At 59.9% G+C, this 23,021-nt stretch carries 18 protein-coding genes and 4 pseudogenes; 7 read left to right on the plus strand and 15 right to left on the minus strand.

Features of this window, described 5'->3' with window-relative positions; all coding sequences use genetic code 11:
* Positions 1-16 precede the first annotated feature (16 nt).
* The 3 genes and pseudogenes from J3R84_RS31790 to J3R84_RS31800 all read right to left on the minus strand — a co-directional run bounded on the left by J3R84_RS31790 (position 17) and on the right by J3R84_RS31800 (position 3,021).
* A complete protein-coding gene (locus tag J3R84_RS31790; RefSeq protein WP_057211164.1) occupies positions 17-1,225 on the minus strand; it encodes an IS91 family transposase in 1,209 nt (402 codons plus the stop codon).
* A gap of 10 nt (positions 1,226-1,235) precedes the next feature.
* Positions 1,236-2,144, minus strand: a complete 909-nt coding sequence (locus J3R84_RS31795; RefSeq protein ID WP_057211165.1) for a tyrosine-type recombinase/integrase — start codon at positions 2,142-2,144, stop codon at positions 1,236-1,238.
* A 329-nt stretch (positions 2,145-2,473) separates the two neighbouring features.
* Positions 2,474-3,021, minus strand: a pseudogene (locus tag J3R84_RS31800) (tyrosine-type recombinase/integrase).
* A 185-nt stretch (positions 3,022-3,206) separates the two neighbouring features.
* Between J3R84_RS31800 and J3R84_RS31805 the strand changes: the two are divergent.
* From J3R84_RS31805 to J3R84_RS31815, 3 genes and pseudogenes are all read left to right on the plus strand, one after another.
* Entirely contained in the window at positions 3,207-4,913 is a 1,707-nt protein-coding gene (locus tag J3R84_RS31805; protein WP_057210144.1) for an adenylate/guanylate cyclase domain-containing protein, read from the plus strand.
* 119 nt (positions 4,914-5,032) lie between these two features.
* Positions 5,033-5,349 (plus strand): annotated as a pseudogene (locus tag J3R84_RS31810) (HNH endonuclease); the annotation flags it as partial.
* 334 nt (positions 5,350-5,683) lie between these two features.
* Positions 5,684-5,920: a hypothetical protein gene (locus J3R84_RS31815; RefSeq protein WP_107027993.1), complete on the plus strand. Its 237-nt coding sequence runs from the start codon at positions 5,684-5,686 to the stop codon at positions 5,918-5,920.
* Between the two features lie 514 nt (positions 5,921-6,434).
* Here the strand turns inward: J3R84_RS31815 and J3R84_RS31820 are convergent.
* Together J3R84_RS31820 and J3R84_RS31825 are read right to left on the minus strand one after the other, a co-directional pair.
* Positions 6,435-6,968: pseudogene (locus tag J3R84_RS31820) on the minus strand (alpha/beta fold hydrolase); the annotation flags it as partial.
* Complete coding sequence (locus J3R84_RS31825) at positions 6,958-7,608, minus strand: hydrolase (RefSeq protein ID WP_057210146.1); 651 nt, start codon at positions 7,606-7,608, stop codon at positions 6,958-6,960. The pseudogene J3R84_RS31820 and the gene J3R84_RS31825, both read right to left, overlap by 11 nt.
* 154 nt (positions 7,609-7,762) lie before the next feature.
* Between J3R84_RS31825 and J3R84_RS31830 the strand changes: the two genes are divergently transcribed.
* On the plus strand, positions 7,763-8,656 hold the full coding sequence (locus J3R84_RS31830) for a LysR family transcriptional regulator (RefSeq protein ID WP_203529960.1): 894 nt from the start codon (positions 7,763-7,765) through the stop codon (positions 8,654-8,656).
* Between the two features lie 433 nt (positions 8,657-9,089).
* Here J3R84_RS31830 and J3R84_RS31835 read toward each other — a convergent pair whose 3' ends face one another.
* Positions 9,090-9,389, minus strand: a complete 300-nt coding sequence (locus J3R84_RS31835; protein WP_203529959.1) for a hypothetical protein — start codon at positions 9,387-9,389, stop codon at positions 9,090-9,092.
* 693 nt (positions 9,390-10,082) lie between these two features.
* Between J3R84_RS31835 and J3R84_RS38935 the strand changes: the two genes are divergently transcribed.
* The gene (locus J3R84_RS38935; RefSeq protein ID WP_082571845.1) at positions 10,083-10,277 is read left to right on the plus strand and encodes a sensor histidine kinase; all 195 of its coding nucleotides are present in this window, start codon (positions 10,083-10,085) and stop codon (positions 10,275-10,277) included.
* Between the two features lie 445 nt (positions 10,278-10,722).
* Positions 10,723-10,878: a CsbD family protein gene (locus tag J3R84_RS31840; RefSeq protein WP_082523738.1), complete on the plus strand. Its 156-nt coding sequence runs from the start codon at positions 10,723-10,725 to the stop codon at positions 10,876-10,878.
* A gap of 158 nt (positions 10,879-11,036) precedes the next feature.
* Here the strand turns inward: J3R84_RS31840 and J3R84_RS31845 are convergent, their stop codons facing one another.
* The 8 genes and pseudogenes from J3R84_RS31845 to J3R84_RS31880 all read right to left on the minus strand — a co-directional run bounded on the left by J3R84_RS31845 (position 11,037) and on the right by J3R84_RS31880 (position 20,794).
* A complete protein-coding gene (locus tag J3R84_RS31845; RefSeq protein ID WP_203529958.1) occupies positions 11,037-12,296 on the minus strand; it encodes an extracellular catalytic domain type 1 short-chain-length polyhydroxyalkanoate depolymerase in 1,260 nt (419 codons plus the stop codon).
* Positions 12,297-12,326: 30 nt separating this feature from the next.
* A complete protein-coding gene (locus J3R84_RS31850; RefSeq protein ID WP_057225184.1) occupies positions 12,327-12,740 on the minus strand; it encodes a hypothetical protein in 414 nt (137 codons plus the stop codon).
* Between the two features lie 286 nt (positions 12,741-13,026).
* Positions 13,027-13,191 (minus strand): annotated as a pseudogene (locus tag J3R84_RS31855) (cysteine hydrolase); the annotation flags it as partial.
* A gap of 737 nt (positions 13,192-13,928) precedes the next feature.
* Positions 13,929-15,830, minus strand: a complete 1,902-nt coding sequence (locus J3R84_RS31860; protein ID WP_057225186.1) for a potassium transporter Kup — start codon at positions 15,828-15,830, stop codon at positions 13,929-13,931.
* 81 nt (positions 15,831-15,911) lie between these two features.
* Positions 15,912-16,292, minus strand: coding sequence for a hypothetical protein (locus tag J3R84_RS31865; RefSeq protein WP_057225189.1), 381 nt, complete (start codon positions 16,290-16,292; stop codon positions 15,912-15,914).
* 26 nt (positions 16,293-16,318) lie between these two features.
* Positions 16,319-17,386: a siderophore-interacting protein gene (locus J3R84_RS31870; RefSeq protein ID WP_203529957.1), complete on the minus strand. Its 1,068-nt coding sequence runs from the start codon at positions 17,384-17,386 to the stop codon at positions 16,319-16,321.
* Between the two features lie 13 nt (positions 17,387-17,399).
* Positions 17,400-18,539 (minus strand): ABC transporter substrate-binding protein, encoded by a 1,140-nt coding sequence (locus J3R84_RS31875; protein WP_225906548.1) that lies wholly within the window; start codon positions 18,537-18,539, stop codon positions 17,400-17,402.
* 5 nt (positions 18,540-18,544) lie between these two features.
* Positions 18,545-20,794, minus strand: coding sequence for a TonB-dependent siderophore receptor (locus tag J3R84_RS31880; protein ID WP_203529956.1), 2,250 nt, complete (start codon positions 20,792-20,794; stop codon positions 18,545-18,547).
* Between the two features lie 224 nt (positions 20,795-21,018).
* Here J3R84_RS31880 and J3R84_RS31885 point away from each other — a divergent pair, with 224 nt between their 5' ends.
* Positions 21,019-22,098, plus strand: a complete 1,080-nt coding sequence (locus J3R84_RS31885) for a helix-turn-helix transcriptional regulator (protein WP_203529955.1) — start codon at positions 21,019-21,021, stop codon at positions 22,096-22,098.
* Between the two features lie 268 nt (positions 22,099-22,366).
* Here the strand turns inward: J3R84_RS31885 and J3R84_RS31890 are convergent, their stop codons facing one another.
* Entirely contained in the window at positions 22,367-23,011 is a 645-nt protein-coding gene (locus J3R84_RS31890; protein ID WP_057210159.1) for a TetR/AcrR family transcriptional regulator, read from the minus strand.
* Between the last annotated feature and the right edge of the window lie 10 nt (positions 23,012-23,021).

Consider the following 23,021-nt stretch of genomic DNA (forward strand, 5'->3'; position numbering starts at 1 on the left):
GGCGGGCGAGTCGCGGTCATGGCGTTTGCGCCCCGCTTGTTGAGGCGGCGGATGGCGGTGCTCGGGCGTCGTTGCCGCGCTCGATGGTCTCGATGATGATCATGCGCCCGCCGCAGCAGGGACAAGATGGCCGCCAGTCGGCCTGGGCAGCGGCGTCGGCATCATCGGATCGGCGGACTTCAGGCTGGAGCGCGGCGAGAAGCATGCGGGCGCGCGCGATATTTTCCGCGCAGCCGGCGCTGGCAAGTAGTCCATAGTGGCGGATGCGGTGGAAGCCTTTGGGCAATACGTGGAGCAGAAAGCGGCGGATGAACTCATCTGGATCGAGCGTCATGGTCCGGTAGCGCTCATGCCCGTCGCGGCGGTAGTCCTTGACGCGGAACGTCACGCCGGTCTCGTCAAGCGCGATCAGCCGGCTATTGGAGATGGCGACGCGATGGGTGTAGCGCGACAGATACGCCAGAACGGCCTCGGGTCCGGCGAAGGGTGACTTGGCGTAGACGAACCAATTCTTCCTTCTGAGCGGCACCAGGAATTTAACAAAGGTGCTGCGCTCGCTGAAGCGAGCATGATCGCCGAAGAACGTCAGCCGGCCGGCGGCATGGGCCTCAGTCAGCTTCGCCAGGAAGAGCCGCCGGAACAGCCTTGAGAGCACGCGCACGGGCAGGAGGAAGCCGGGCCGGCAGGACACCCATCGCTCACCATCGAGCGCGATGCCGCCGCCGGGCACGATCATGTGGACATGCGGATGATGGGTCATCGCCGAGCCCCACGTATGCAGCACGGCGGTGATGCCGATGTGGGCGCCCAGGTGCTTGGGATCGGCCGCGATGGTGAGCATGGCCTGCGCGGCGGCATGGAACAGGAGACCATAAATGACCGCCTTGTTGTGAAAGGCGATGTCGGCGATCTCGACCGGCAGTGTGAAGACGACATGGAAGTAGCCGACGGGCAGCAGATCGGCCTGGCGCGCGGCGAGCCATTCCCTTGCCGCCGCATCCTGGCACTTGGGGCAGTGCCGATTGCGGCAACTGTTGTAGGCGATGCGGCTATGGCCGCAGTCCTCGCATGCCTCGACGTGACCGCCGAGGGCTGCGGTGCGGCAGTTCTCGATCGCCGCCATCACCTTCAACTGGCCGAGGCTCAAGTGACCGGCATGGGCCGTGCGCCAGGCGGCGCCATGACGATGGAAGATATCGGCGACCTCTAGGAGCGGACGGCTCATCGCCGCCGCGTCACGCGCCCGGTCTGGTCTCGTCCTTTGCCAGAAGGCTGATCCGGTCGAGCGGGCTCATCACGGCGCGGATGGTCTTGGTGGCGACGCGGGCATAGAGCGCGGTCGTATCAAGTTTGGCATGGCCGAGCAGGACCTGGATGACGCGGATGTCGACGTCCTGCTCCAGCAGATGTGTGGCGAAGCTGTGGCGCAGCGTGTGCGGCGTCACCCGCTTCTTGATCTTGGCGGTTTCCGCGGCCGTATGGACGGCGCGGTTCATCTGCCGCGTGGAGAGTGGCGTGATCGGGCTGCGGCCCGGAAACAGCCAGCCCTGTGGCAGCATGACGCCGCGGCGCTTGCCCTCGCGCCACCAAGCGCGCAGCAACTCGAGCAGTTGCGGCGACAGCATGGCGTGGCGATCCTTGCGCCCCTTGCCTTGCTCGACGCGGATCAACATGCGCGTCGAGTCGATATCGCTCACCTTGAGCGCCACGATCTCCGACACCCGCAATCCGGCGCCATAGGCCGTGCTGAGAGCAGCCTTGTACTTCGGCCCCGGTGCGGCTTCGAGCAGCCGCGCCACTTCCTCGATGCTCAGCACCAGCGGCAGCTTGCGCGGCTGATGGATCAGGGTCAGGCGGCGAGACAGATCGGGCCGGTCGATCGTCACGGTGAAGAAGAAGCGCAGCGCCGAGACCGAACTGTTGATGCTCGGCGGATGCATGCCCATCTGGGTTTGGTGCAACTGGAACCGGCGCAGATCTTCAGCCGTCGCCGTGTCCGGGGAACGGCCGATGAAGGTGGCAAGTGCCTTCACGCAACGGATATAGTCACGGCGCGTGTCCTCGGTGAAGCCGCGCATGGACATGTCTTCGATCATGCGCTCACGAAGCGCGCTGCCGGACGGATGTGAATGGGGGACGGTCATCGGATGCTCCTCTCAAGCTGAAGGTTGACCCCTTCATGCTCGGAGGTCTTCGTCCGCCCGTCACCTCTGATCGATCAAAGCCTCACCGATGCCGTCAACGAGGCACACGTCTCAAGGCCCGCGCCTTCCCTCCCGCGCGAGCGGGTTCGTTCAGTGGCGCATTGATGCCGTCAAAGCTTGGCTTGATCGACGTCTGCTTTCGGGAAGACGCCACTGCGGGCCCTACGACCGAAATGGGCGCGCGTAGTAGCCCGTTGCAACGTCTCGATTGTGGCATGTCAGTCCGCAAATGCGGCCACGCTAACAGCGGAGCCCCACGCTTCTTAGATTTAGGTGTGCTCCGCCAATTCCAGCGCATCTTCGATGTCCACACCCAAATACCTGACGGTATTTTCGATCTTGGTATGGCCCAATAGGATTTGAATAGCGCGAAGATTGCCTGTCGCTTTGTAAATCATTGCGGCCTTCGTGCGCCGGAGCGAATGCGTGCCGTAGTCTTCGCATCGCAACCCGATCGCGGTCGCCCATTCATCTACCAATCGAGCGTACTGGCGAGTACACAGATGATCGGTATGGTCAACCCGACTGGGAAAGGCGTAGTCGTCTACTGTTCCGCCTCGCCGCTCAAGCCACGCAAGCAAACTTGCCCTCACGTCCGCCGTGATTTCGAACTGAACCGGACGGCCGGTCTTTTGCTGAACGACCATAGCGCGGGTTCGAATCTCTCGACCTGACTGTCGATTGCGAGATCAAACAGCGCGCGATCTCTCATACGCTCCTCCCGGTCTAGGAAGAAGCGGATTGCCCAAATCTGACGCTGTTTCAGAGGCTTCTTGACGCCGACCTTTCGGCCGACGTTCCATGCCGGTCGGCCCAAAGCGGCAGGATCCTCGCTTTCCGTGGATACTCATTTCCGTGTAGCCCACTTCGACGCCGGCAGTCACAAAGAAGGATGACGGCTCGATGGAGGTGGAGATCGCCTGGACATTACCTCTTGCCACTTGTTGACTCACCCGCGGTTGAACAATAACTTGCGAACTCGGTCGTTAGGCTTGTCCTCACATGACGGATCAATCTCTTCAGCGTCGCCTTGCTGCCATCGTCGTTGCCGATGTGGTGGGATATTCACGTCTGATGGAGGCTGATGAAGTCGCAACGCTGGCGAACCTCAGGGAACTCCGTTCTGGCGTTATCGAGCCGGCTGTGATGCGCCACAACGGTCGCATCTTCAAGGTCATGGGCGACGGTTTCTTAATCGAATTCGGTAGCGCGGTTGACGCTGTCGCAGCAGCGTTGGAAATGCAACGGGCCACCACTGCTGTTGAGGCTTCCGGAGACCGGCGCCTGCTTTTGCGTATAGGCGTCAATCTGGGAGATGTCATTGACGACGGTTCAGACGTCCTCGGCGACGGCGTCAATGTCGCGGCGCGCCTCGAGACGCAGGCCGCACCGGGAGGTATCTGCATTTCAGCCAAAGTTCACGGCGAGATCGTCGGCAAGATCGGCGACCGGTTCTTTGATGCAGGCGAACGCTACCTAAAGAACCTGACTCGCCCGGTCCACCTGTGGCATTGGCCGGATGCGCTGCAGAGCATATTGCCGCTGCCCGAATGTCCCTCGATCGCTGTATTGCCGTTCACGAATATGAGTGGGGATGAAGCGGACGCGCCTTTCGTCGACGGCTTGACCGAAGACCTGATCACCGACCTTTCCCGTACGGCTGGCCTGTTCGTCATCGCGCGCAATTCCGTGTACGGCTACAAGGGCAAGCCGGTCGACGTACGGCTGGTCGCCCAGGAACTCGGCGTCCGCTACGTCCTCGAGGGGAGCGCCAGACGCGCAATGGGCCGTGTGCGCATCAATGCCCAATTGATCGACGCGCTTGGCGGCCAGCACTTGTGGGCCGACCGGTTTGACAGGACCGTGGAAGATGTTTTCGAATTACAGGATGAAGTTAACGCCAAGATTGTTGAAGCCCTCGTCGGCCGGCTGACCATCCCGACGCAGCGCAATCGGCCGAAGAACTTTGAGGCGTACGATCTGTGTGTGCGCGCCCGCCTCCTGACGGAAGAGTCGCCGCAAACTGAGCGTGAGGCCTATATGCTGCTCCAACGCGCGGTTAAGCTTGAGCCATCATATGCCGAGGCGGTCGGTCTGCTCGCCTATAACCGTTGGCTCGCCTGGACTCATTTCGGCGAACCCGAAGATCCTAACCGTCGGATGGCGGCGACGTTTGCGCAGAAGGCGGTCGACCTAGATCCCAACGATGCCGGCTGCCGTTACGTTCTGGGGACCATTTTGGCTTATGAGCGGCGATGGGAGGAATCGGAGGCCGCCTTCGCCAAGGCCCTAGAGCTGGACCCCAACCACGCCGACACCTGGGCCGCCATGTCGGACATGTCCGTGCTGGACGGCAGGGTTGCCGACGGACTAGCGCAGATCGAAAAAGCTCTGCGGCTCAATCCCTATCCAACCTGCTGGTATCTATGTCATCTTGGGCAGGCGCAATACGCCGCGCGTGACTATGAGGCGGCAACCGCTACACTCCGCAGGAAAGACACGTATCGTACCAACTCACGCAAATTCCTGGCTGCTGCGCTTGCGCAGTTGGGCCAGCGTGAGGAGGCGCGGCGAGAAGCAGAATTGTTCCTGATTGCCCACCCTCATTTCACGATCGGCCATTGGCTCAGCTCCCAGCCGCTGCGCGATGCATCTGTACGAGACCATTTTGTCGACGGCTTCCGAAAGGCTGGCCTGCCGGAGATGTGACAGCGGGTGGGGACAATCCGGACGCGTTCGAGGACTTGATCAACGGATATGCGCTGCGCGAGAACGGCGGTTTGGCGCCGGTCACGATCTCGGCATCAAGCTCGGCCTGTGTCTTGCGCCAGTTTCCGAGCCAAGATCTTGGGCGGGTGCGTGGCCTGTAGGCGATTGGATCATCTACTACGAGCCGCGCAAGGTCGCCGCGACCCGCGGTTACTTTGGTGTTGCCAAGGTGACCGAGGTCATCCCGGACCCGAAGGCATCGGGCATGTATCTCGCAATCATCGAACCGGGTAGCTACCTCGACTTCATCAATCCGGTTGAATTCAGTGGAACCGAGGGTGAGGTCGAGAGTGGCGTTCTAAACGAAGAGGGCCGGATATCGGGCAGGGCACAGTCTGCGGTAAGGCCCATTTGGAGCGCGGACTTCAATCGCATCAATTATTCTCGCTCAGGTTAGCGGACCACCACCACCGAGCGAGGCCAAGTTGGGGACGTTGAGCGTCGACGGCCAACGGAAGGCGATGGGTTGGAACCTTCCGGTCCGCATGCGAAGGCATATGGCACTGGACGCAGACCAGCGCGACCCGCCCCGGTTTGCGGTCACTGGCGCTGTCCCGAGGGAGGCGCCCGGGGCAGAGGGACCCCAACGGGCAATCCGATGCACTAAACGGTGCTGAAGCGGCGCGACGGCCTTCGCCTTGACGTGGGCATTTTTCACAAACATAGGATTAAGCAAGAAAATGTGGTAAGCGCCAGCCAAAGGGAAAATAATCGTGAGTGAGCCGACCGTAGCAGATGCAACAAACCGCATTTATGAATCGCTCCAGGCGGACAATGCCGACATCGATGTGCATATCGCGACCCTCAAGGAAGCGTTGGTGCGGGCAGGTTTGAAAGAGGCCGTGTTCGACCCTGCTAAGCTCATGCAAAATAATCGTTCTGGCAGGAAGTTTATGCAGGCCTACTTTCGCCAGCGCGGCGTGACGGTGAAGTTCTCGGCTTCATGAAGCTTCCATTGACGCCAGACAGGTCGCATTTGGACGGCCGGATCACCTTCAATGGCCTGACACCCAAGTTTCGACCCCGCCGCCGTTCCGGGCGGGCTGCCCAAGCAATTGGGTAGCGATCGGCCATAAATCAGTCATTCCAGCCCGGCCAAGTTCATATCTTGCCGAATGAACGTGTAACAGAGGGAAATGGTAAAAAACTGGGTCATTGGTTCTGATCCCATCAAGGCGGGGGACGCACCCCGGACGGGGCGATATGTTGCCGGCTTCCGGCCGACTAAGTCGGGTGGAGTTCATTCGCGTTACTGCCTTTGCTCTGAACGCCGAGGAAGCGTCAGGAGCGTAGTCTTGGCCAGCGTGACCCCTGCGTCTCAACTGGGGCCGATGGCAGACCGTCTGGTTTCGGTCCCAGTAATAAGATTAGCTGACAAACGCGCAGCGAGGCCACTATGAGCGCAGCGCTTCTGTCGTGCGAGATGGAGTTCTTGTGCTCTACCGGCGCACGCACACCTTTTTAAGCATCGACTCGAACTACGGGACGGGGCCGGGAGCCGCGCCCCCAGCCCCTGCTGTTCTTGCTGAACTCCAGAAGGTCGGCGTTCAGCACATCAGCGTTCACTGTCAGCATCCCGTGCGAGACACCGGGATAGGTCTTCAACGAACCGTTCGGCGGCGATCGGAACGACCGGGTCGTGCTCACCGTGCCGCACCAGCGTCGGCACGGTGATCGCCTTGAGGTCATCGGTCTGGTCGGTTTCCGAGAAGGCCTTGATGCCATCGTAGTGCCGCCTTGGCGCTCCCATCATGCCCTGCCGCCACCAGTTCTGGAGCACGCCTTCATGGACCGCCGCGCCCTCGCGGTTGAAGCCGTAGAACGGGCCTGACGGGACGTCGCGGAAGGACTGTGAACGGTTGCAGGCCAGTGCCGTCCGGAAGCCGTCGAAGACCTCCATGGGCGACCTTCGGGCTTGTCGTCGGTCTTCAGCATCAGCGGCGGAATGGCGGCGACGAGGACGGCTTTGGCCACCCGGCCCGGGTCAGCCTTCGCTCGGCACCGGCGTGTTGAGAAGCTGCTGCTCCCAAAGATACGCGATGCCGCTGCCGCCGAAGTGCTGGATGAGAATCTCGGTCAGCTCCTCGACATGCTCGGTGCGCGCCCAATCGCGTTGCCATTCGCCAGCGAGCGCCATCACGGTCATCACGTTCGCGCCGGCCGCGATCATTCGCTGGATGGCGACTTCGTGAGACTCCTTCGAAATCCCGCCCGACGCGTCGGTGATCACGGTGACGTCCCAGCCTTCGCCGGCGGCGTGGATCACAGGCATGGCAACGCAGACCTCGGTCCACAGTCCGGCGATGATCAGTTGCTTGCGGCCGGTCGCCTTGACGACGTTCACCACATTCTCGTCCTGCCAGGTGTTCACCCAGGTGCGATCGATGACTTCCTGTCCAGGGAACACGTCGGTGATCTGCTTAAAGAGAAGGCCACCGCGCGCCGCGATCACGCTGGTGAGAATGGTCGGAACATTGAAGGCTCTTGCCAGCTTCGCCAGCGCGGTCGTGTTGTTGACCACCATATGCGGATCGTGGCTGTTCAGGTTCGCGAGTTGATAAGGTTGGTGATCGATCAGAACGAGGACGGAATCTTCGGGACGAAGAAGCGAATCGAGGCCGTTACGAGGGGGCATCAAGACTTCCTTTCTCTGCCGCTATGGACGGCGATGGGTTCACGGGAGACATGCGCCAGCGGGTGACGTTGCCTGGACGCAATTTGCTGTTCCTTTTGGTGGTGCGGTAGTGCCATAGTCGGGCAAGCTGTGTCGCGAAATAAGGAACGCCGGAATGGACATCGAAGACCTACAGACATTCGTCGCAGTGGCCGATGCCGGGGGCGTATCGGCCGCCGCGCGCCGGCTTGGCGTCTCCAAATCGATCGTCAGCCGGCGACTCTTCCGGGTCGAAGCGGAGCTTGGCGTCCAGCTTCTTGCACGAACGACCCGCGGCGCCGCGCTCACGGAAGCGGGAATCACGTTCAGGGACCATGCGGCCAGAGCCAGCGCCGAGATCGACACCGCCAAGGAAACGATCCTCCCCACGGGTGAGTTGCGCGGCCGCCTGAGGGTTGCCATGCCGCTTACGTTCGGCCCGACCCACTTCGCCCCCGTGCTTGCGGACATGGCGCGCCAGCACCCGCAGCTTCACATCCATACCTCCTACAGCGATCGCTTCGTCGATCTCATCGCAGAGGGTTTTGATTGCGCGATTCGGGGTGCCTACCTCCAAGACTCAAACCTGATCGCGAAGCGCGTTGGGCCGATCCATGGCAAGCTTGTCGCCAGCCCGGATTACATCAAAGCGCACGGGTCACCTGAGACCCTGGACGAACTCGTCACCCATCAGGCCCTCATGCAGGGAACGGAACCCTGGCAGTTCATGGATGGCGACAAGATCGTCACGGTTCAGCCGCAGGGCAGGTTCAAGGCCGACAGCGCCACGGCGCTTGCCGCTGCGGCGGCGGCAGGTCTCGGCATCGCCTGGCTCCCCGATTGCATCACATATGGATATGTGGCCTCCGGCGCTCTGGTCCCGATCATGACACGCTATCCGGTCCCTCCGGGGGCGGCGTATGTCGTCCGCCCGCCGGGTCAGCATCCCACGCGGAAAGTGCGTGTGCTTACCGAAATGCTGACCGAGTACTTCAAACGGAACCCGGACGTTTGGGGTCTCGACCGTTAAAACACGGGGCGAAGCCTTATCAATGAATTGCGTTCGACGGTCGCTCTACTGCTAGCCGCCGAGCGTGACGACATTGCCCACACGTTCCACTTACTGACCCAGCTTTCGCTGGGCTCCGGACCCTGGGGCTGCCTTGGTTGATTATGCAATGGTTGACTGGCTGTTTTCGGGGCGAAGCCCAATCGACCTCAACGATTAGCGTGGGCGCGCAAAGCGGCCATCCGCTATGCCGCTGGCGACAGTCAAAAGCGATCAGGAATCCCGTTCAGGCTTTGCGGCGGAAAGGCAGAAAAGGGCCAGCGGATCTGTTCTCACAAGCCCTGTGCGCCACGCCGATGCCCACGCCCAGGAGGTTCAATAGAAACTGGGTAGATGTAACCCAGACGACAGACGCGGACTGGCAAGTGGGCGACAGCGTTGATCTTGGTGAATATCACAGGCGTGTCATCGACACCGCGCGGACGACGATCTCGTCTTGCTTGAAGCGGCGCTCGAGTTCCTTGCGGTAGTCGGCCCACCAATTCTGGTCCAGCTCGACGGCCATCACCTCCGCGATTATAATAAAGTCCTTTTCCACCGCCCCTTCGTCTTCCCACAAACCCTCCGCAGGGGCGTTACGGTAGAGCGTGGCTCCGCCAAAACGAGTTGTCAGCTGGTCGCGGACCTCCGCGAATCTCTTCGAAGAATCGCGTTTGTTGCCGACAAGCGGCAAAAATATCTGGATCAAATGCATCGCCTTTTCCTCCGACCCGATGTCCCAGGTTTTCCAAGGCGGACCATCACCCGCCTCGGCGACGCGCGGTGCAATTAGCCTTCGGCGTTTGGGTTCGGCATGGGTCCGTTCGATCCGAAGTTGCTCCCGTCGTTCGTACGATTGTCTTCAACTTCGAACCTCCCTCGACATGGCTGTCCGCTCAGTGAATCCTCGAGACCTGATAAAGTTCCGGTCCGCGACCTATCAGGCGAGAACATGACGCGATGGAAGTAATGGGTTCACATGGTCGCTGTGCACTGGCCAAAAGGGTTATGGTCGGTTCAGGAGCGGCTGGCCTGCGCTTGGCGAGCCTGCGGACATGCGCCCTTCACTCTATACCGCGCGGGTTTGAAGCTGGGCAGGATCGTTCCGAACGTCGAATGGGAATCGGCCTTCCAATATCGCGGAGGAGGGAGGATAAGCTTCGTCTTTATCTGGAGCAGGTAGTCGCAGAACTGTCGAGCGCTAGCGGAAAGCACATCGACGTCGCGATCGATCTGCCGCCTGAGCCATTGTTCGTGGATGCCGGGCGTGTTGGACAGTTGGTCTCCAATCTGCTCGGAAACGCCCTGTTTCATGGAGCGGAACACAAGCCCGTTGAGCTATCTGCGCAAGTGGTCGAAGAAACCGTGATTATTTCCGTCTCAAAAGGTTGCGTTCCCATTCCGCCCGATCTTCCAACCCTTCTTCCATGGCGAAGACCCCGGGGGACGTCACGAGCAGGGGTTGGGTCTTGGACTGCACATCGCTTCCGAGATCGCAAAAGCCCACGGCGGAACGGTTACAGTCTCGTCGTTGAACGAGAAAACCACTTTCGAGGTCAGGATGCCCGTCAGTTCGCAAGCCGAAGAGCCAGGAGCGGAATAATCCGTCAGGTGAAGTGTACCTGAAAACACTCGCGTGAGACGTTTGGAATTGGGTGGAATGCTGCCAGTGGCACTACAGCACCGACCCCCACAGTGATGTGTGGCAATAAAGTGCGGCGTGGCTCCACCTTGAATTCTGCGGGTCGCGTTGGGCCGCTGGCGTGGGCCCGTGGTCAAGCCTTCGGATTGCCATGGCAGAAAGGAATAGGCCGACCCGTCGGAATGAGTAGACCTCGTTCCGCAATGTCAGAATGCGGCGTTCAGCGCCTTTTCCTCATCAGTTCACTTGATGAGCCGCGCCGGCTCGGACACTCAAGACGCTGTCGTTGATATGGTTGCCTACGACGAGCAATGAAGGCCAGATCGAACACGTGTGCCGAGCCTTGCCGGGCCGCCCGTTCGAACAACTGGGGCGCAAGTCGCGTCCTCCAAATCGGGAGACCCGCATGGACAGTGCAAAGGACAAAGTTGGGGGCAAGGCCAATAAGCCCGGTGGTAAGGCCAAGCAAGCCGCAGGCGCGGCACAAGAGGCAAGGCGCGGTGCCCAGCAAGCCAAAGGAAAGCTAAAGGACGCAGTTAAAGTTGCCGTAGACGAGGCTTAAAGCATTGAAGCTGCCGTGCGAACCTGTTCTTGCGCCTGCCGAACAGTATCTCTTGCCGCCCGTTGCGGGCACGGAACATACCATTGGTCCTCGCAAGCGCTTATGACTGACGGACCAGCATGCCGGCACGTGTGCATTCCTCCGGCGGCCGAGTGCCTTCATTCCTTCCCATCGAGGAAGAAGCGCACCATTTGACAAGAGGCATCCGGACCATGCGGGTCCGTATACGTTCCCGAGGGATTGCCGCCGGACCAGGCATGACCGGCGCCCTCTACCAGCCAGTATTCGACCGCCGGGCTTCCACCGGAATCTGCTACGATGGTTCTTGTATAGATCCGCCCGCTCGCGGAGCGGCCGGATTCCTTACGGACCGCGCATCGCGCGTCGGTAGGCGTTGCCTCGGCGACGATCCGATCGGCGTTGGAGGGATGGACCGTCCGATCAGCACCTCCCTGGAAGACGATCGTCCGGAGACGGTAACCATTAGCGAGCCGCTTCGGATCGGATGCAAGACCGCCGTCGCCGCGCATCGCGGAGAAGGCTGACATGACGTCGTTGGCCGATCCGTAGGCCAGGCCGGAATGGATCCCCGCGGCCGAATAGAGATCGGGATAGGTCTCGCCCATGACCGCCGCCATTGCTCCCCCTGCCGATAGGCCTGCCACGAAGACCCGGTCGCGATCGAGGCCGAATTCCGACATGATCTCCTTGGTGATTCCGGCAATGATCGAGGGTTCTCCTCCGTCGCGCATTTGGTCGGTGGGCCTGAACCAATTCCAGCAGGACGACGCATTGTCAGCACCGCTTTGACGGGGATAGGCGACCATGAGACCGTGCGCCTCGGCAACCGCGTTCATGCCCGTTCCCGCAGCAAAATCTTCGGGATCCTGCTTACAGCCATGGAGCATGACGACAAGGCCGCGCGGCCGATCGGGTGCGGACGCGGGAACGTAGAGCCTGTAGCTTCGCGAACCCGCGGGGCAGGTGAAGGATCGTGCCAAGAACTGTGCCCCATCCGAGATCACGGGCTCTCGGACCTGTCTTTCCGTGCCCGGCAGGCCGACGTCGTGTAGCGATCCGAAGACGCCCCTCGCCAGCCGACTCTCGCTCAAAATCCGCACCGTTTCTCGCAAGGGCTTCCGCAACCTCGGCGACGACGTGCCATTGCCAACCTTTTGGGCGGGCTCTTCGGCATCAGACCGTGTCGGTGGCTCGATGATCTCGGCATCCGGATCGACCGGGAAGGGGGCGGAACGCTGAATTGGCCGCGGTGGCGTGATGTCCGATGACGAGATGCGAGTATCGGAGACCGATCGGCCGGCCAGCGCATCCTGGATCACGCGTGTCGCCTCGGCGACGTTCAAGGCGCGCGTGGACCGTAGCGCACGGCGCATGGCCGCTTCAAAATCGTCATTCATGGAGTTGTCCTTCTTGGTCGGGCCGCAGTTTTACCGGATGCGTTCGGCAAGCGCTGATTTCAACTCGGTGCTGGCCTGGAGGGCGCCGAGCACGGTGATGGATTCAATTGTTGCCAGAGCAAGTTCTGGTGTGACGTCGGACGCGATGCGGGCAAGCCCGACCACTTTGATGTGAACTCTTTCGCCGGCCGCCTTCAGCGATTCCAGTTCCGCTCTGCTGTAGTCGCGCAAACCCAGTTCCAGCCTGTGCCGGACGATCGACTGCTTGACGGCCTCGGCCTCGGCCGTGAGCTGGTTGCGGATCGCTGTGCGGATGAAGTCGCTGCGATTGGAATAGCATCCTTCCTGCACGAGAACGTCGATGCGACCGAGATCGACATAACCAAGATTGATGGTGATCTTCTCAGATTCACCGCCCCTGTCGCGTAAGAGATTGTCTTTCATACCATCCACTGACCATCTACCTGGATGGTATATGGATGTTTACGCAGCCTTTTGCAAGAGCTTGTGTAGAAGGCAGAGCGGTTCCGGCCAAGAAGGCTGCGCAGCCTGTTAACTTAAGCTTGGTTCGAGGGCGCGATGCATCGAGGCTTGGGGCGGTTTCGGGACTGGTCGACCTCTCTGCTAAACACCTCTGCTGAGGCGCGCAGGCGTCGGAGTTGATCGTATCGCTCTAGCTCGGCAGTCCGACGGACGGCATGTCGTTGATGGAGACGGCCACCGCTGCTCTGGAAATGAAGGGATATATTTCGTAGTATGGCGGCCTCTCCTCCGGAGAGGACGGCGGCACGAAACGCGTGAATATGGTGCGCGCGATCGGGAAATCGGGTTGCAACCTCAGCAATCTGACCGAACACCTGGGGTATCCAAGCGACCTGCCAAGGGTACGTTGCATGTCTATGTAAAGGTGAGCCCATTTTCCGATTCATCGTGCGGCGCTCAAGTGAAATGCCAGGGGCGGAATGTTGATCAACCACGCTGCACCGCCAGCGACGGCCGCCAATCCCAGCCAGCCTCCGCGGCGCGGAGTGCCCGGATGTTCTAAAAGGGAGGACGAGAGAGGACCCACAGAGGTTGCAGAAACTCGTTGGCGTAAGACTTCAGTCCTATTCAAACCCGTTTGTGAACCCTTATTTCACTCGGAATGGGCAAGAGAGGATCGACGATAATTTTTCTATTGCTGGTCCTTGTCCTGCTCGTGATCGCGATCTACGGCTTTCTTGCGATTCAACAGCTGATCTAATTGCAACTCAGTCCCGATTTACTCCTCAGGCCGCGAGCCAGGTCATGGCAAATATCGTAACGATACCAAGAGGATCATGATGCCGGCGACGTTGACCGGGCCCATTCGGCCTGCCTCTGTCTGTCGCGCTCAACCCTGCAGCCGACGATATGTTTCCGGGTGAAGCTGTCGAAAGTTAAGAGAAAAGCAGGGCGCCCGGTAGACTGAAAAGGAGCGCTGCAGTTGGTCGACTTGACGGTCCGCTAAGCCAACATTTCAGAGGAGAACATCCTGCTGAAATAGGAACGCTCTTCAAACTTCTTGTTGTTGAAATGTTCCTTCAATCGAGTGCAGATCAAGCTCCGCGGCTGAGGCCCAGTGATGCCGCTTCCAAGCGTGGCCTGCGCACTTTAGATAATGACTTGCTCTCCCAGCTCGACGACTCGATTGGCGGGCAGATGAAAGTAATCAGTTGGATCAATCGCCGAGTCGGCCATGGCGATGAAGAGCTTGTCTTGCCAGTGGGGCAGTCCTGACTGGGGGTCGGCTATCAGCTTGCGCCGGCCGAGATAAAAGGACGTCGACATGATCTCGAACTTGAACCCCCCCTTTCGACAGCGCGCCAGTGCCCGTGAGACATTCTGATCGTCCATGAAGCCGAATCTCAGCTCCAGCAGGCTGAACCGATCAGACAGCTGTGTAATTGTGTAGCGGTCCTTCTCGGGCACATACGGGACCCTGGCGGTCTTGATGGTCATGATGACGTTGTGCTGATGAAGGACGTGATTGTGCTTGATGTTATGCAACAGAACTGCCGGCGTTGTGTCGGGCGTAGCGGTCAGGAAGACCGCTGTTCCGGGGACGTCGACAGGAGCGTGCTCGGACTTTCGTTCGACCATGGCCATGAACTGGCTCAGCGGAATGTCGTGACGGGCGGTCTTCTCGCGCAGCAGGCTGACCCCCTTCCGCCAGGTCAACATCATCGTGATCAAGATGCCGGCGATCAGGATGGGCACATACCCTCCGTGGTGAACCTTCAACAAATTGGCGCCGAGGAAGACCAGTTCGAGACTGAACAGGGGAAGCAAGACGGCTATGGCTGTCAAAGCGGACCAGCCCCATTGGCGCCGAACGAATTCGAAGGCGAGGATCGTATCGATCACCATCGCGCCCGTAATGGATACGCCGTATGCGGGGGCAAGGGCTTCGGAGCTACCGAACATCAGCATGAGGGCGAGAACACCGGTCAAAAGGATGGTGTTGACCAAGGGTAGGTAAATCTGACCCGTTTGCGTTTCCGAGGTGTAGTAGATCTCGAAGCGGGGGAGGAAGCCGAGGTGGATCGCTTGCCGTATAAGCGAAAAGGCTCCGGTGATCACCGACTGGCTGGCGATGATCGTTGCGGCCGTGGCAAGGATCACCATCGGCAACAAGGCCCAGTTCGGGAACATCAGGAAAAACGGATTGTCGATGACATTGGGATGGGACAAAACCAGCGCGCCCTGTCCCAGATAGTTCAACGCGAGGGCGGGGAACACGACCGTAAACCACGCCGACTGGATGGGCAGCCGGCCGAAATGACCAAGATCGGCATAAAGCGCTTCAGCGCCGGTCACGGTAAGGAAGATGGCGCCGAGTACGATAAAGCCGACGAGGCCGGCATCCCACAAGAAGCCAACCGCATAGAGCGGGTTGAAGGCTGCAAGGATCGCCAAATCGTCGCCTATATGCGCAATGCCAGCAGCTGCCATCACCAGAAACCAAATAAGGGTGATTGGACCGAAGAAAATCGAGACAGCACCGGTCCCGCGTGACTGGACGGCGAAAAGCAGCAGGATTATCACGATAGAGATCGGCAGCACGTAGTCGTCAAGCGCCGGCGTCACGAGCTTCAATCCCTCGACGGCCGACAGCACCGACAGCGCCGGAGTGATCATCGCGTCACCGATGAACAGGGCGGCACCGAGAACGCCGGCAAAAAACATGAGGACCGGATACTTGGTGCCCTTCTTCAGCAACAGGGCGAGCAGGGACAAAGTGCCACCCTCACCATCGTTGTCGGCGCGAAGCAGAAAGAGCACGTATTTAATGGTCACGATGGCGGTCAGCGTCCAGAGTACCAGCGACACGAGACCGATGACTTCGTCCCGCCCGACGCCACCTGGCCCAAACGGGCGCAGTGCCTCGCGGAAGGCGTAGAGAGGGCTGGTCCCGATGTCGCCATAGACCACGCCGATTGCCCCGACGGTCAGCGCCAGAAACTGCGGCAGATTTTTCGCTTGTGCCGGTGCGTGGTCGAGGGAGTCGGCCATGTGTTCTCCCTATCCTTATGGCGACCTGCTGATCTTACTGAAGATGTTAAATGCGGTCCCCTCGAGAGTCGAGCAACTGAATCAACTGAACCACTTTCTTATTTGTTCCTGCTTAACTACTCCGAAAAGCGCGTTGCCAGCTCGGCAAGCGCAGTCGTCTACCCTGAACAGATCGGATCCGTTTGAAAGCTCTGGGGCCGTCGCGAGCCCGTTCGTGGCGTGGAGAGATTCAAGACGCACCTCTTCGACTGCCATGGTATTCTTTTCGCTTCTGGTCTTTTGAATTGGCGTCTTGATCGTGCCGCGTAAGCCATCTTCCTTCTGGTCAGGGGGCGAAGATCTGCTGCCACGCCGGACTTTCTTTGTGCTCGAAAGATCCGCATAAAGTATCGACGGGAACTGGTAGCCCATTAAATGTGGTTGGTCCATTCCGCGGTCGGCAATGGGTATGGCCTGCTTCATTGGCTAGCTGATCCGGTTAAGGCGCGTCAGGAAGAAGTCCCAGCACGCCAATAGGAGACGACAAGTTGCTCGTCGCGCTTTAGCTTCGTCTGCTCGCGGACGAACTGGCGGATCGTCTTGAACGCGCCATGTTCGCACGCAGCCCAGAGATAGATCGACCTGCCATCTTCCGGAAATTCGCTATTCCTGACAGCATCGACAAGCAGACTTCCTGGCTTTGCCCCGTTGCGCACGAGCCAGCGCACGTCGACCGCCGCCGAACTCTCTAAAGCCTGGATTTCTTCGGCGTCAGCCACCTCGATGTAGGCAATCCCCGTCGCAGCAAAAGGCAGGTTGGCGAACATCCGGGCAATCGCGGGAAGGGCGGTCTCATCTCCGGCAAACAGATACCAGTCCGCCACGACGAGTCCGCCGCCGCCAGGTCCGAATACGCCTACTTCCGTGCCGATGACTACTGTCTCGGCAAACCGAGAGCCAGGCCCGACATCGGAGTGGATCACGAAGTCAATCTCGATCTCTTCCGTCTCGACGTCGACGGAGCGGACCGTATATTTACGCAAAAATGGTTTGTGGTCCGGATCCTCCCATTCGATCACGCCACTCGACGCCACCGATGGCCAAACCGGGCTTCGGAGTTCCGGTCTTTGGATCAGAAGATTGAGGTGGAGCGCGTCGAGACCTGCAAAACGGGCGGCGTTCTGGCAGCGAAACCTCAGGCGCCGCATATGGGGCGTCACGTCGTGACTGCCGATGACCGTCAGGACCTGGAAATTGGGTGGCCGTGTCTGACCGTCGCTATCGCCGCTCCAGCGGATCTCGGGGGCCGCCTCTCCGGCGAACTCCAGGATATGGGAGGCGATCGTCATACGCGCGAAATAGAGGTGCTCGAAATCAGGCGCCTCTATCTCGACGCACGTGCGTGCGCCCTCGCCGAAAAAACGGGCGGTGCAGCCGGATAGTCGCAGCACAACCTCGCCCGCCTGCCTGCTGACCTCTGCGCCGTGCTCGAGCATGTGATGGCAAAGCCGGGTTATGACGGGTTTAGGATTAGGCAAGGCAATCAATGCCTGAGCCGAATAGGTTCTGCCTACCATGGGGACATTCCTGTCAATGCGCGATCCTTGAAACGTCGAGGTCGAGCCAGAAGGTGCCTTCGAGTGGCACGCTCAAGAACCGGTTGTTGATCTCGGCAAGGGTCGCGGCCGGATCAATGTCAGTGAACAGATCCGGATGAATCCATCGCGCGTAGCATTCAAAGGCCAGAACATTGAGAACCGAGATCGACAGTTGATGGGACACTGCGTGGGCACGGCCGCTACGCACTGCTGTCAGACTGGAGCGCAAGTCGCTCGAAACAAGCATGGCGAACGATCTCGATGCCGCATCCGCGGTGATATCATCGCCAAGAACGAGGCCGTTCTGGGCCGCAAGGTGCGGTCCTCCGGTCGCAATGTAGACCTCCGGGTCCTTTTCCAGCACGTACTCGGCGCTCAGCCTTCCGTCGTAGCCGGGCACGCCGACGCTAATGCTCTCGCCTCCGGCCAGCTTGAGATATTCAGTCATGCGGTTGTCGCGCCCCGGCGTTGAGCAACAGTCCTCGCCGGCGTGGGCATCGATCAGGACCGAAGGGCGCCTGAGATTGCGCGTGCGATCCGTGATGAGCGCATAACGCGGCCGGACAAAATCGCTAAAGGCATGGGCCTGCGCCTCTCGGCCGATCACCTTTCCAAGAAGTTCGATCGAGGAAATGGTAGTTTCTGCCGGGCCGCGTCCATCGTTGGCGGGGCCATCGAGAAATACCACCGGCACCCCGGCGGCCTCCAGTGTCGCAGCGACCTGTGTCCAGCTTTGGTCCCAGAGAGAGACGACGAAGACGTCCGGCTTGACGGCGAGAATGGCCTCAGGCGAGGTCTTTGAACCGACCACGCCACCCGCCACCGGGATAGAATCGATGCTGGGAAAGCGGGCGCGGAACGACTGGTAGAAACCTCTGTCGATCCTTTGCGGCGCCGCCCAGCCGGCGAGGCGCGAAACCGGATCCGGATCGATAAGCGCCAGCGACAGGAGCAGCAGGCTTTCATTGGTAGCGATGCGCTGGGCGGGGATTGCGAGGCGGACGTCACGCCCTGCGGCGTCGGTGAGCCGGATTTCCGCCGCCGCCGGCACGCCCAGGAAGAGCGCGATGACGAATGCTGCCGCAAGTCTGACCAATGGGACGGTTGTCTGGACAGGCATTTTCAGGATCATGCGGCCTACCACGCGTAGTTCAGGCTGGCCGTAACCGCCCGTCCAGCACCGTAGTTGCAACTTCCGCCGGTAATGTTCAGGCAATGCGAGACATACTCCTCGTCGAACAGATTGGTGACGTTGACGCGAAATTTCGTGCCTTCGAAAGACTTGTGCAGGGCGTCGAAGTCATACGCGGCGCCGATATCGACCAGTGCGCGGCTGGGGATGCGCAAATCATCTCGATAGGTGGCGTCGGTCTGATAAGACGAGGTCATCCGCACCCCGGCGCTCAGCGAAAGGCCCTCGATGGCAGAAGGACGATAGTTTATCCAGGCGCTGCCCTGATGCTCTGGCGATCTCAACATCTCGCGGCCCCTGGCCGCCGCGTTCGTAGACTGGACTACTTCGGAATCCGAATAGGCGTAGGAGGCAAGGACGTCGAATTCGGGGCTGATCTCGTACTTCCCTTCAAGCTCCAATCCCCGCACGCGCTGCTTGCCGGTCTGCACGCTGTAGAGCGAACTGGCAGGATCGGGCGTGAGGCCATTTTCGAGCGTCAAGTCAAACAGTGAGACCGTGATCATGCCCCAGCCGCCCGGCGGCTCGAACTTCACGCCAATTTCGTACTGTTCGGCCCGTTGCGCCTCAAAGGGCATTCCGGACCGGCTGGCACCCAGGGCCGGCAAGAAGGCGGTGGAATAGCTGACGTAGGGAGCGATACCGTTGTCGAAGAGATAGGAGAGGCCGGCCCGCCACGTCACTTCGCGATCATCGTTGGAGACGGTCGACCGATCCGGAGCCAGGCGGTTTTGGGTATCAATGTCCGAGAGATCGTAGCGCAGGCCGACCGTCCCTACCCAGTTGTCGTAGCGGATCTGGTCCTGGGCATAGAAGCCGACCTGCCGTTGCTTCTGCAGGCCAGAGCGCTGGATGGCCGGGACTGGTATCGGTGCGGTGCCGTAGACCGGGTCGAGATAGTCGAGGGGCGGCACTCCGACAGTGCCGTTGCCGAAATTGGTCGACGAATCGGCCCGGAGGACGTCGATGCCGAAGAGAGCCGTGTGATCGAGGGCACCGGTATCGAACCGGGCTTCCAGTTGGGTGTCGACGTTGAAGCTTGTCAGCCAATCATCCGACACTGCCGAAGCCCGATTGAGGGTATGGCCGTCGGGCCGATAGGCGAAGGCCGGGTTGACGAGGGCGAGGAACATGTTCTGGCTCGCGCGGCCGTAGCGCAGGTTCTGACGCACGCTCCAGGTGTCGTTGAACTCGTGGGAAAATTCGTATCCGAGCGTATAGAAATTGCGTTCAAAGATGCTGGCGTTGGGATCGCCGAGATAGAGCTCTCGTGGGATCTGTCCGAATGAATTGTCGATCAGTGTCCCGATCGCCGGGTAGAAACGGGGGTTGAAGTCCTTCGGGCGATCCTTCTGATAGTAGCCATAAAGAGTGAGTTGTGTCTGGTCGGTCGGCGCCCAGGTCAAGCTCGGCGCAAGCATGAGCTGGCGTTCTTGCTCTCGATCGATCTGGCTGCCCATGTTCTTGCCGAGTCCGGTAAGCCTGTAGGTCCAGTCGCTTCCTTCGCTGACCGGTCCTGTGAAGTCGAACATCCCTTCGATGCCACCGAAAGACGAGGTCTGGATGCCTACCTCGTTATGGCGCTCCGGTTGCGGCCGCTTGCTGACCTGGTTGACGAGCCCCCCTGGGACCGCCCGGCCGTAGAGAACCGACGCCGGCCCCTTGATGACGTCGATGCGCTCAAGTGCGTAGGGGTTCACGGCCGGAGTGGCATAGTTGTTGGGGTCGCCCGGAAGCACCAGTCCGTCGAGCCACATCGTACCGTAGGTGTTGAAGCCGCGGATATAGAGCCAGTCGTAACGGATGTCGTAGCCGTTGCTCTCGGTCAACACACCCGGAGTGTATCGCAGCGCCTCCGACACGGTGTTCGCCCCTTGCTCGTCCATCTGGTCACGCGTGACGACGCTGATTGCCTGTGGCGTCTCGAGGAGAGAAGTATCGGTCTTTGACGCGCTGAGGCTTCGCTTGGCGACAATCCCATTGTCCGGCCCCCTTGGGTTGTCCTTAGAAGCAGTTACGGTGATCGCCTCGAGCCGGGTTCCCGGGGCCACATCCTGTGCCAACACAGGTGCCGCGAGACCGAGGACGCCAGCAAATGTCGAGGCAAAAAGGGTCTCTTTGCGGTGCGCAGCGAACGTGCGTGCACGCTCTTTCGCGTCGCGTCTTTTGCCAAACCTGCCGTCTTCGCTCGTCATGATCCTACCCCAAGTCGATTGCATCTTTTGTTAAACTTGACTGATTAAATCAAGTTAAGTTATTGCTTTAGGGCAATTGTTCCACGACGGGCAACGGCGGGTCCTTTGCGCAACGCGCTGATATCTTTGCGTGACGGCAAATGTCCTGTTCGGACTGCCATCTTCAATGGCGCTGCAAGGTTGCTGGTGAATGCCGTGTGCACTACAAGCCGCGAGGGTTGGAAATGACAACTTCAGTATGCCGGTACGGCAATGGCCTGAAACCTGATGCCGAGGGCGAGGTGCAGGCAGATGAGAGCCGCACGAGGCGGCACCTCCGTGTCCGAGATCTCTTGCGCCAGGACGGGATCGTCCTCGAAAGCCCCGACGGACTTTCTCCCGACGATACATTGATGAGGGGAGAATTCCTGCACCGAGAACTCCGCCGTGGGCTCGTGCTGCATGTCAGCGATGCGATCGAGGAGCGGCCCTTCACCGCCACGTCGCGTCTTGGCGAGGAACTTTCCTGCATCTTCTTTCTGGACGGCAATGTCGATCTCTCAATCGGCGACCGCCACTTTCATTTTGATGCGCATGGCGGCGTCGTACAGGGCGTTGCGATCATGAACGCCTCCCCTGAGAGTTTCAGTCGTGCCTCTCTGGGAGGACAGCACCTGCGCCATCTCGTCGTGTCCGCGACGCCGGAATGGCTGCATCTCGACGCGCTCGATGAAGTCGCCGACACCAAGGGCGGCGAAAGGCTTCTCCGCGAACACCTCTTCGAACATCGCTGGACCGTCACTCCTCGCCTGATAGAGATCGTTCGCCAGATCTTCGCGCCCCCACCGCTTTTGCCCGCAATGCGCGACCTCTATCTCGAAAGCCGCGCCGTGGAACTTGTGGCAGAAACGATGGCAGCGGCATTGCAGGCGAGCCGGCGTGAACCGACCGGCATGATTCTGACGCGGCAGGATGCCATTTGCCTCGATCGCGCCAAGAATTACGTCGCAGCGCGATGGGCCGACCCGCTCAATGTTGAAGTGATCTCGCGTGCCGCCGGTATCAGCGCGAGCGGCCTGCAGCGTCTTTTCCGAATCGCGGAGAACCAGAGCGTGTTCGAATATGTGCGCAAACTGAGACTGGCACAGGCCTTCGCGGCCTTGAGCAACGGCGAAGCCACTGTCCTGGAGGCCAGTGTTGTTGCGGGCTATTCTTCCGCGGCCAACTTCGCGACGGCCTTCCGCCGGCAGTTCGGCATCACGCCAAGTCACCTGATGCGACGGTCCGAAAGCCGCCATTGGCCGAAGTCTTCGCAAGCAGTGTAGTTTACATCATCATCGAACGGAACCGGAGGGAGGAGAGGCGGCACAAACGCCTGTCTAGTTCGCCACCTAGGGCGGTTTCCACGAAGCGACCTAGTCGCCCGTTGGTGTTGGGGTCTTTGTTGACCATGGCTTCCCAAGTCGATTGTTGTGCTGAAGTTAAACAGCACTACGTCTTAATAAGCGAAACGGCATTTTTGTTAATTAACGCATTCGCTTAATTAGCGATACATCAATAGAAGCTGGTTCGAATCCGTTCGAGAGCGATAATTTATATTGCTAGACGCAGGTAAGTGATTACAGCGTCCGCGATCATTTTCTTATGCCGTTCGTACGTGGCAGTTTCCGAAAGATTGCGCTGGAAAATCGTACTGAAGGTATGGGCGTTGGAGACCCGGAAGAAGCAGAAGGCGCTGATCAGCAAATGCAGATCGATTGCGTCGATCTCACGCTGAAAACTTCCATCCGCTTTGCCGCGCTCCAGAATGTCCGTCAGCGTTCGAATGATCGAGACGTTGAGGTCGGCAATCTCGGTGGAGCGACGCATGTGCGCGGCCAGGAGAATGTTCTCGCCGCTCACCAGTCTGACGAAGTCCGGATGGTTTTCGTCGTAGTCGAAGGTGTTTGAGATCAGCGTCCGCAGCGCCGCGACTGGCTGCATTTCGGTAAGCTGGAGATCGGCCTCGCGTGAGCGGATCTTGCGGTAGGCCTTCTCAAGGACAGCGAGATAGAGGTCTTCCTTGCTGATGAAATAGTAGTAGATCATGCGCTTGGATGTGCGCGTTCGCTCCGCGATCGCGTCGACCCGGGCGCCTGCTAACCCATGAGCGGCGAATTCCTCCGTCGCGACGGCCAGAATGTTCTCTCGCGTTCTTTCGGGGTCATTTTTGCGCGATACCTGTTCTCGCTTTTCCAATCTCCCGTCT

The sequence above is a fragment of the Ensifer canadensis genome, assembly GCF_017488845.2.
Classification (GTDB): Bacteria; Pseudomonadota; Alphaproteobacteria; order Rhizobiales; family Rhizobiaceae; genus Ensifer; species Ensifer canadensis.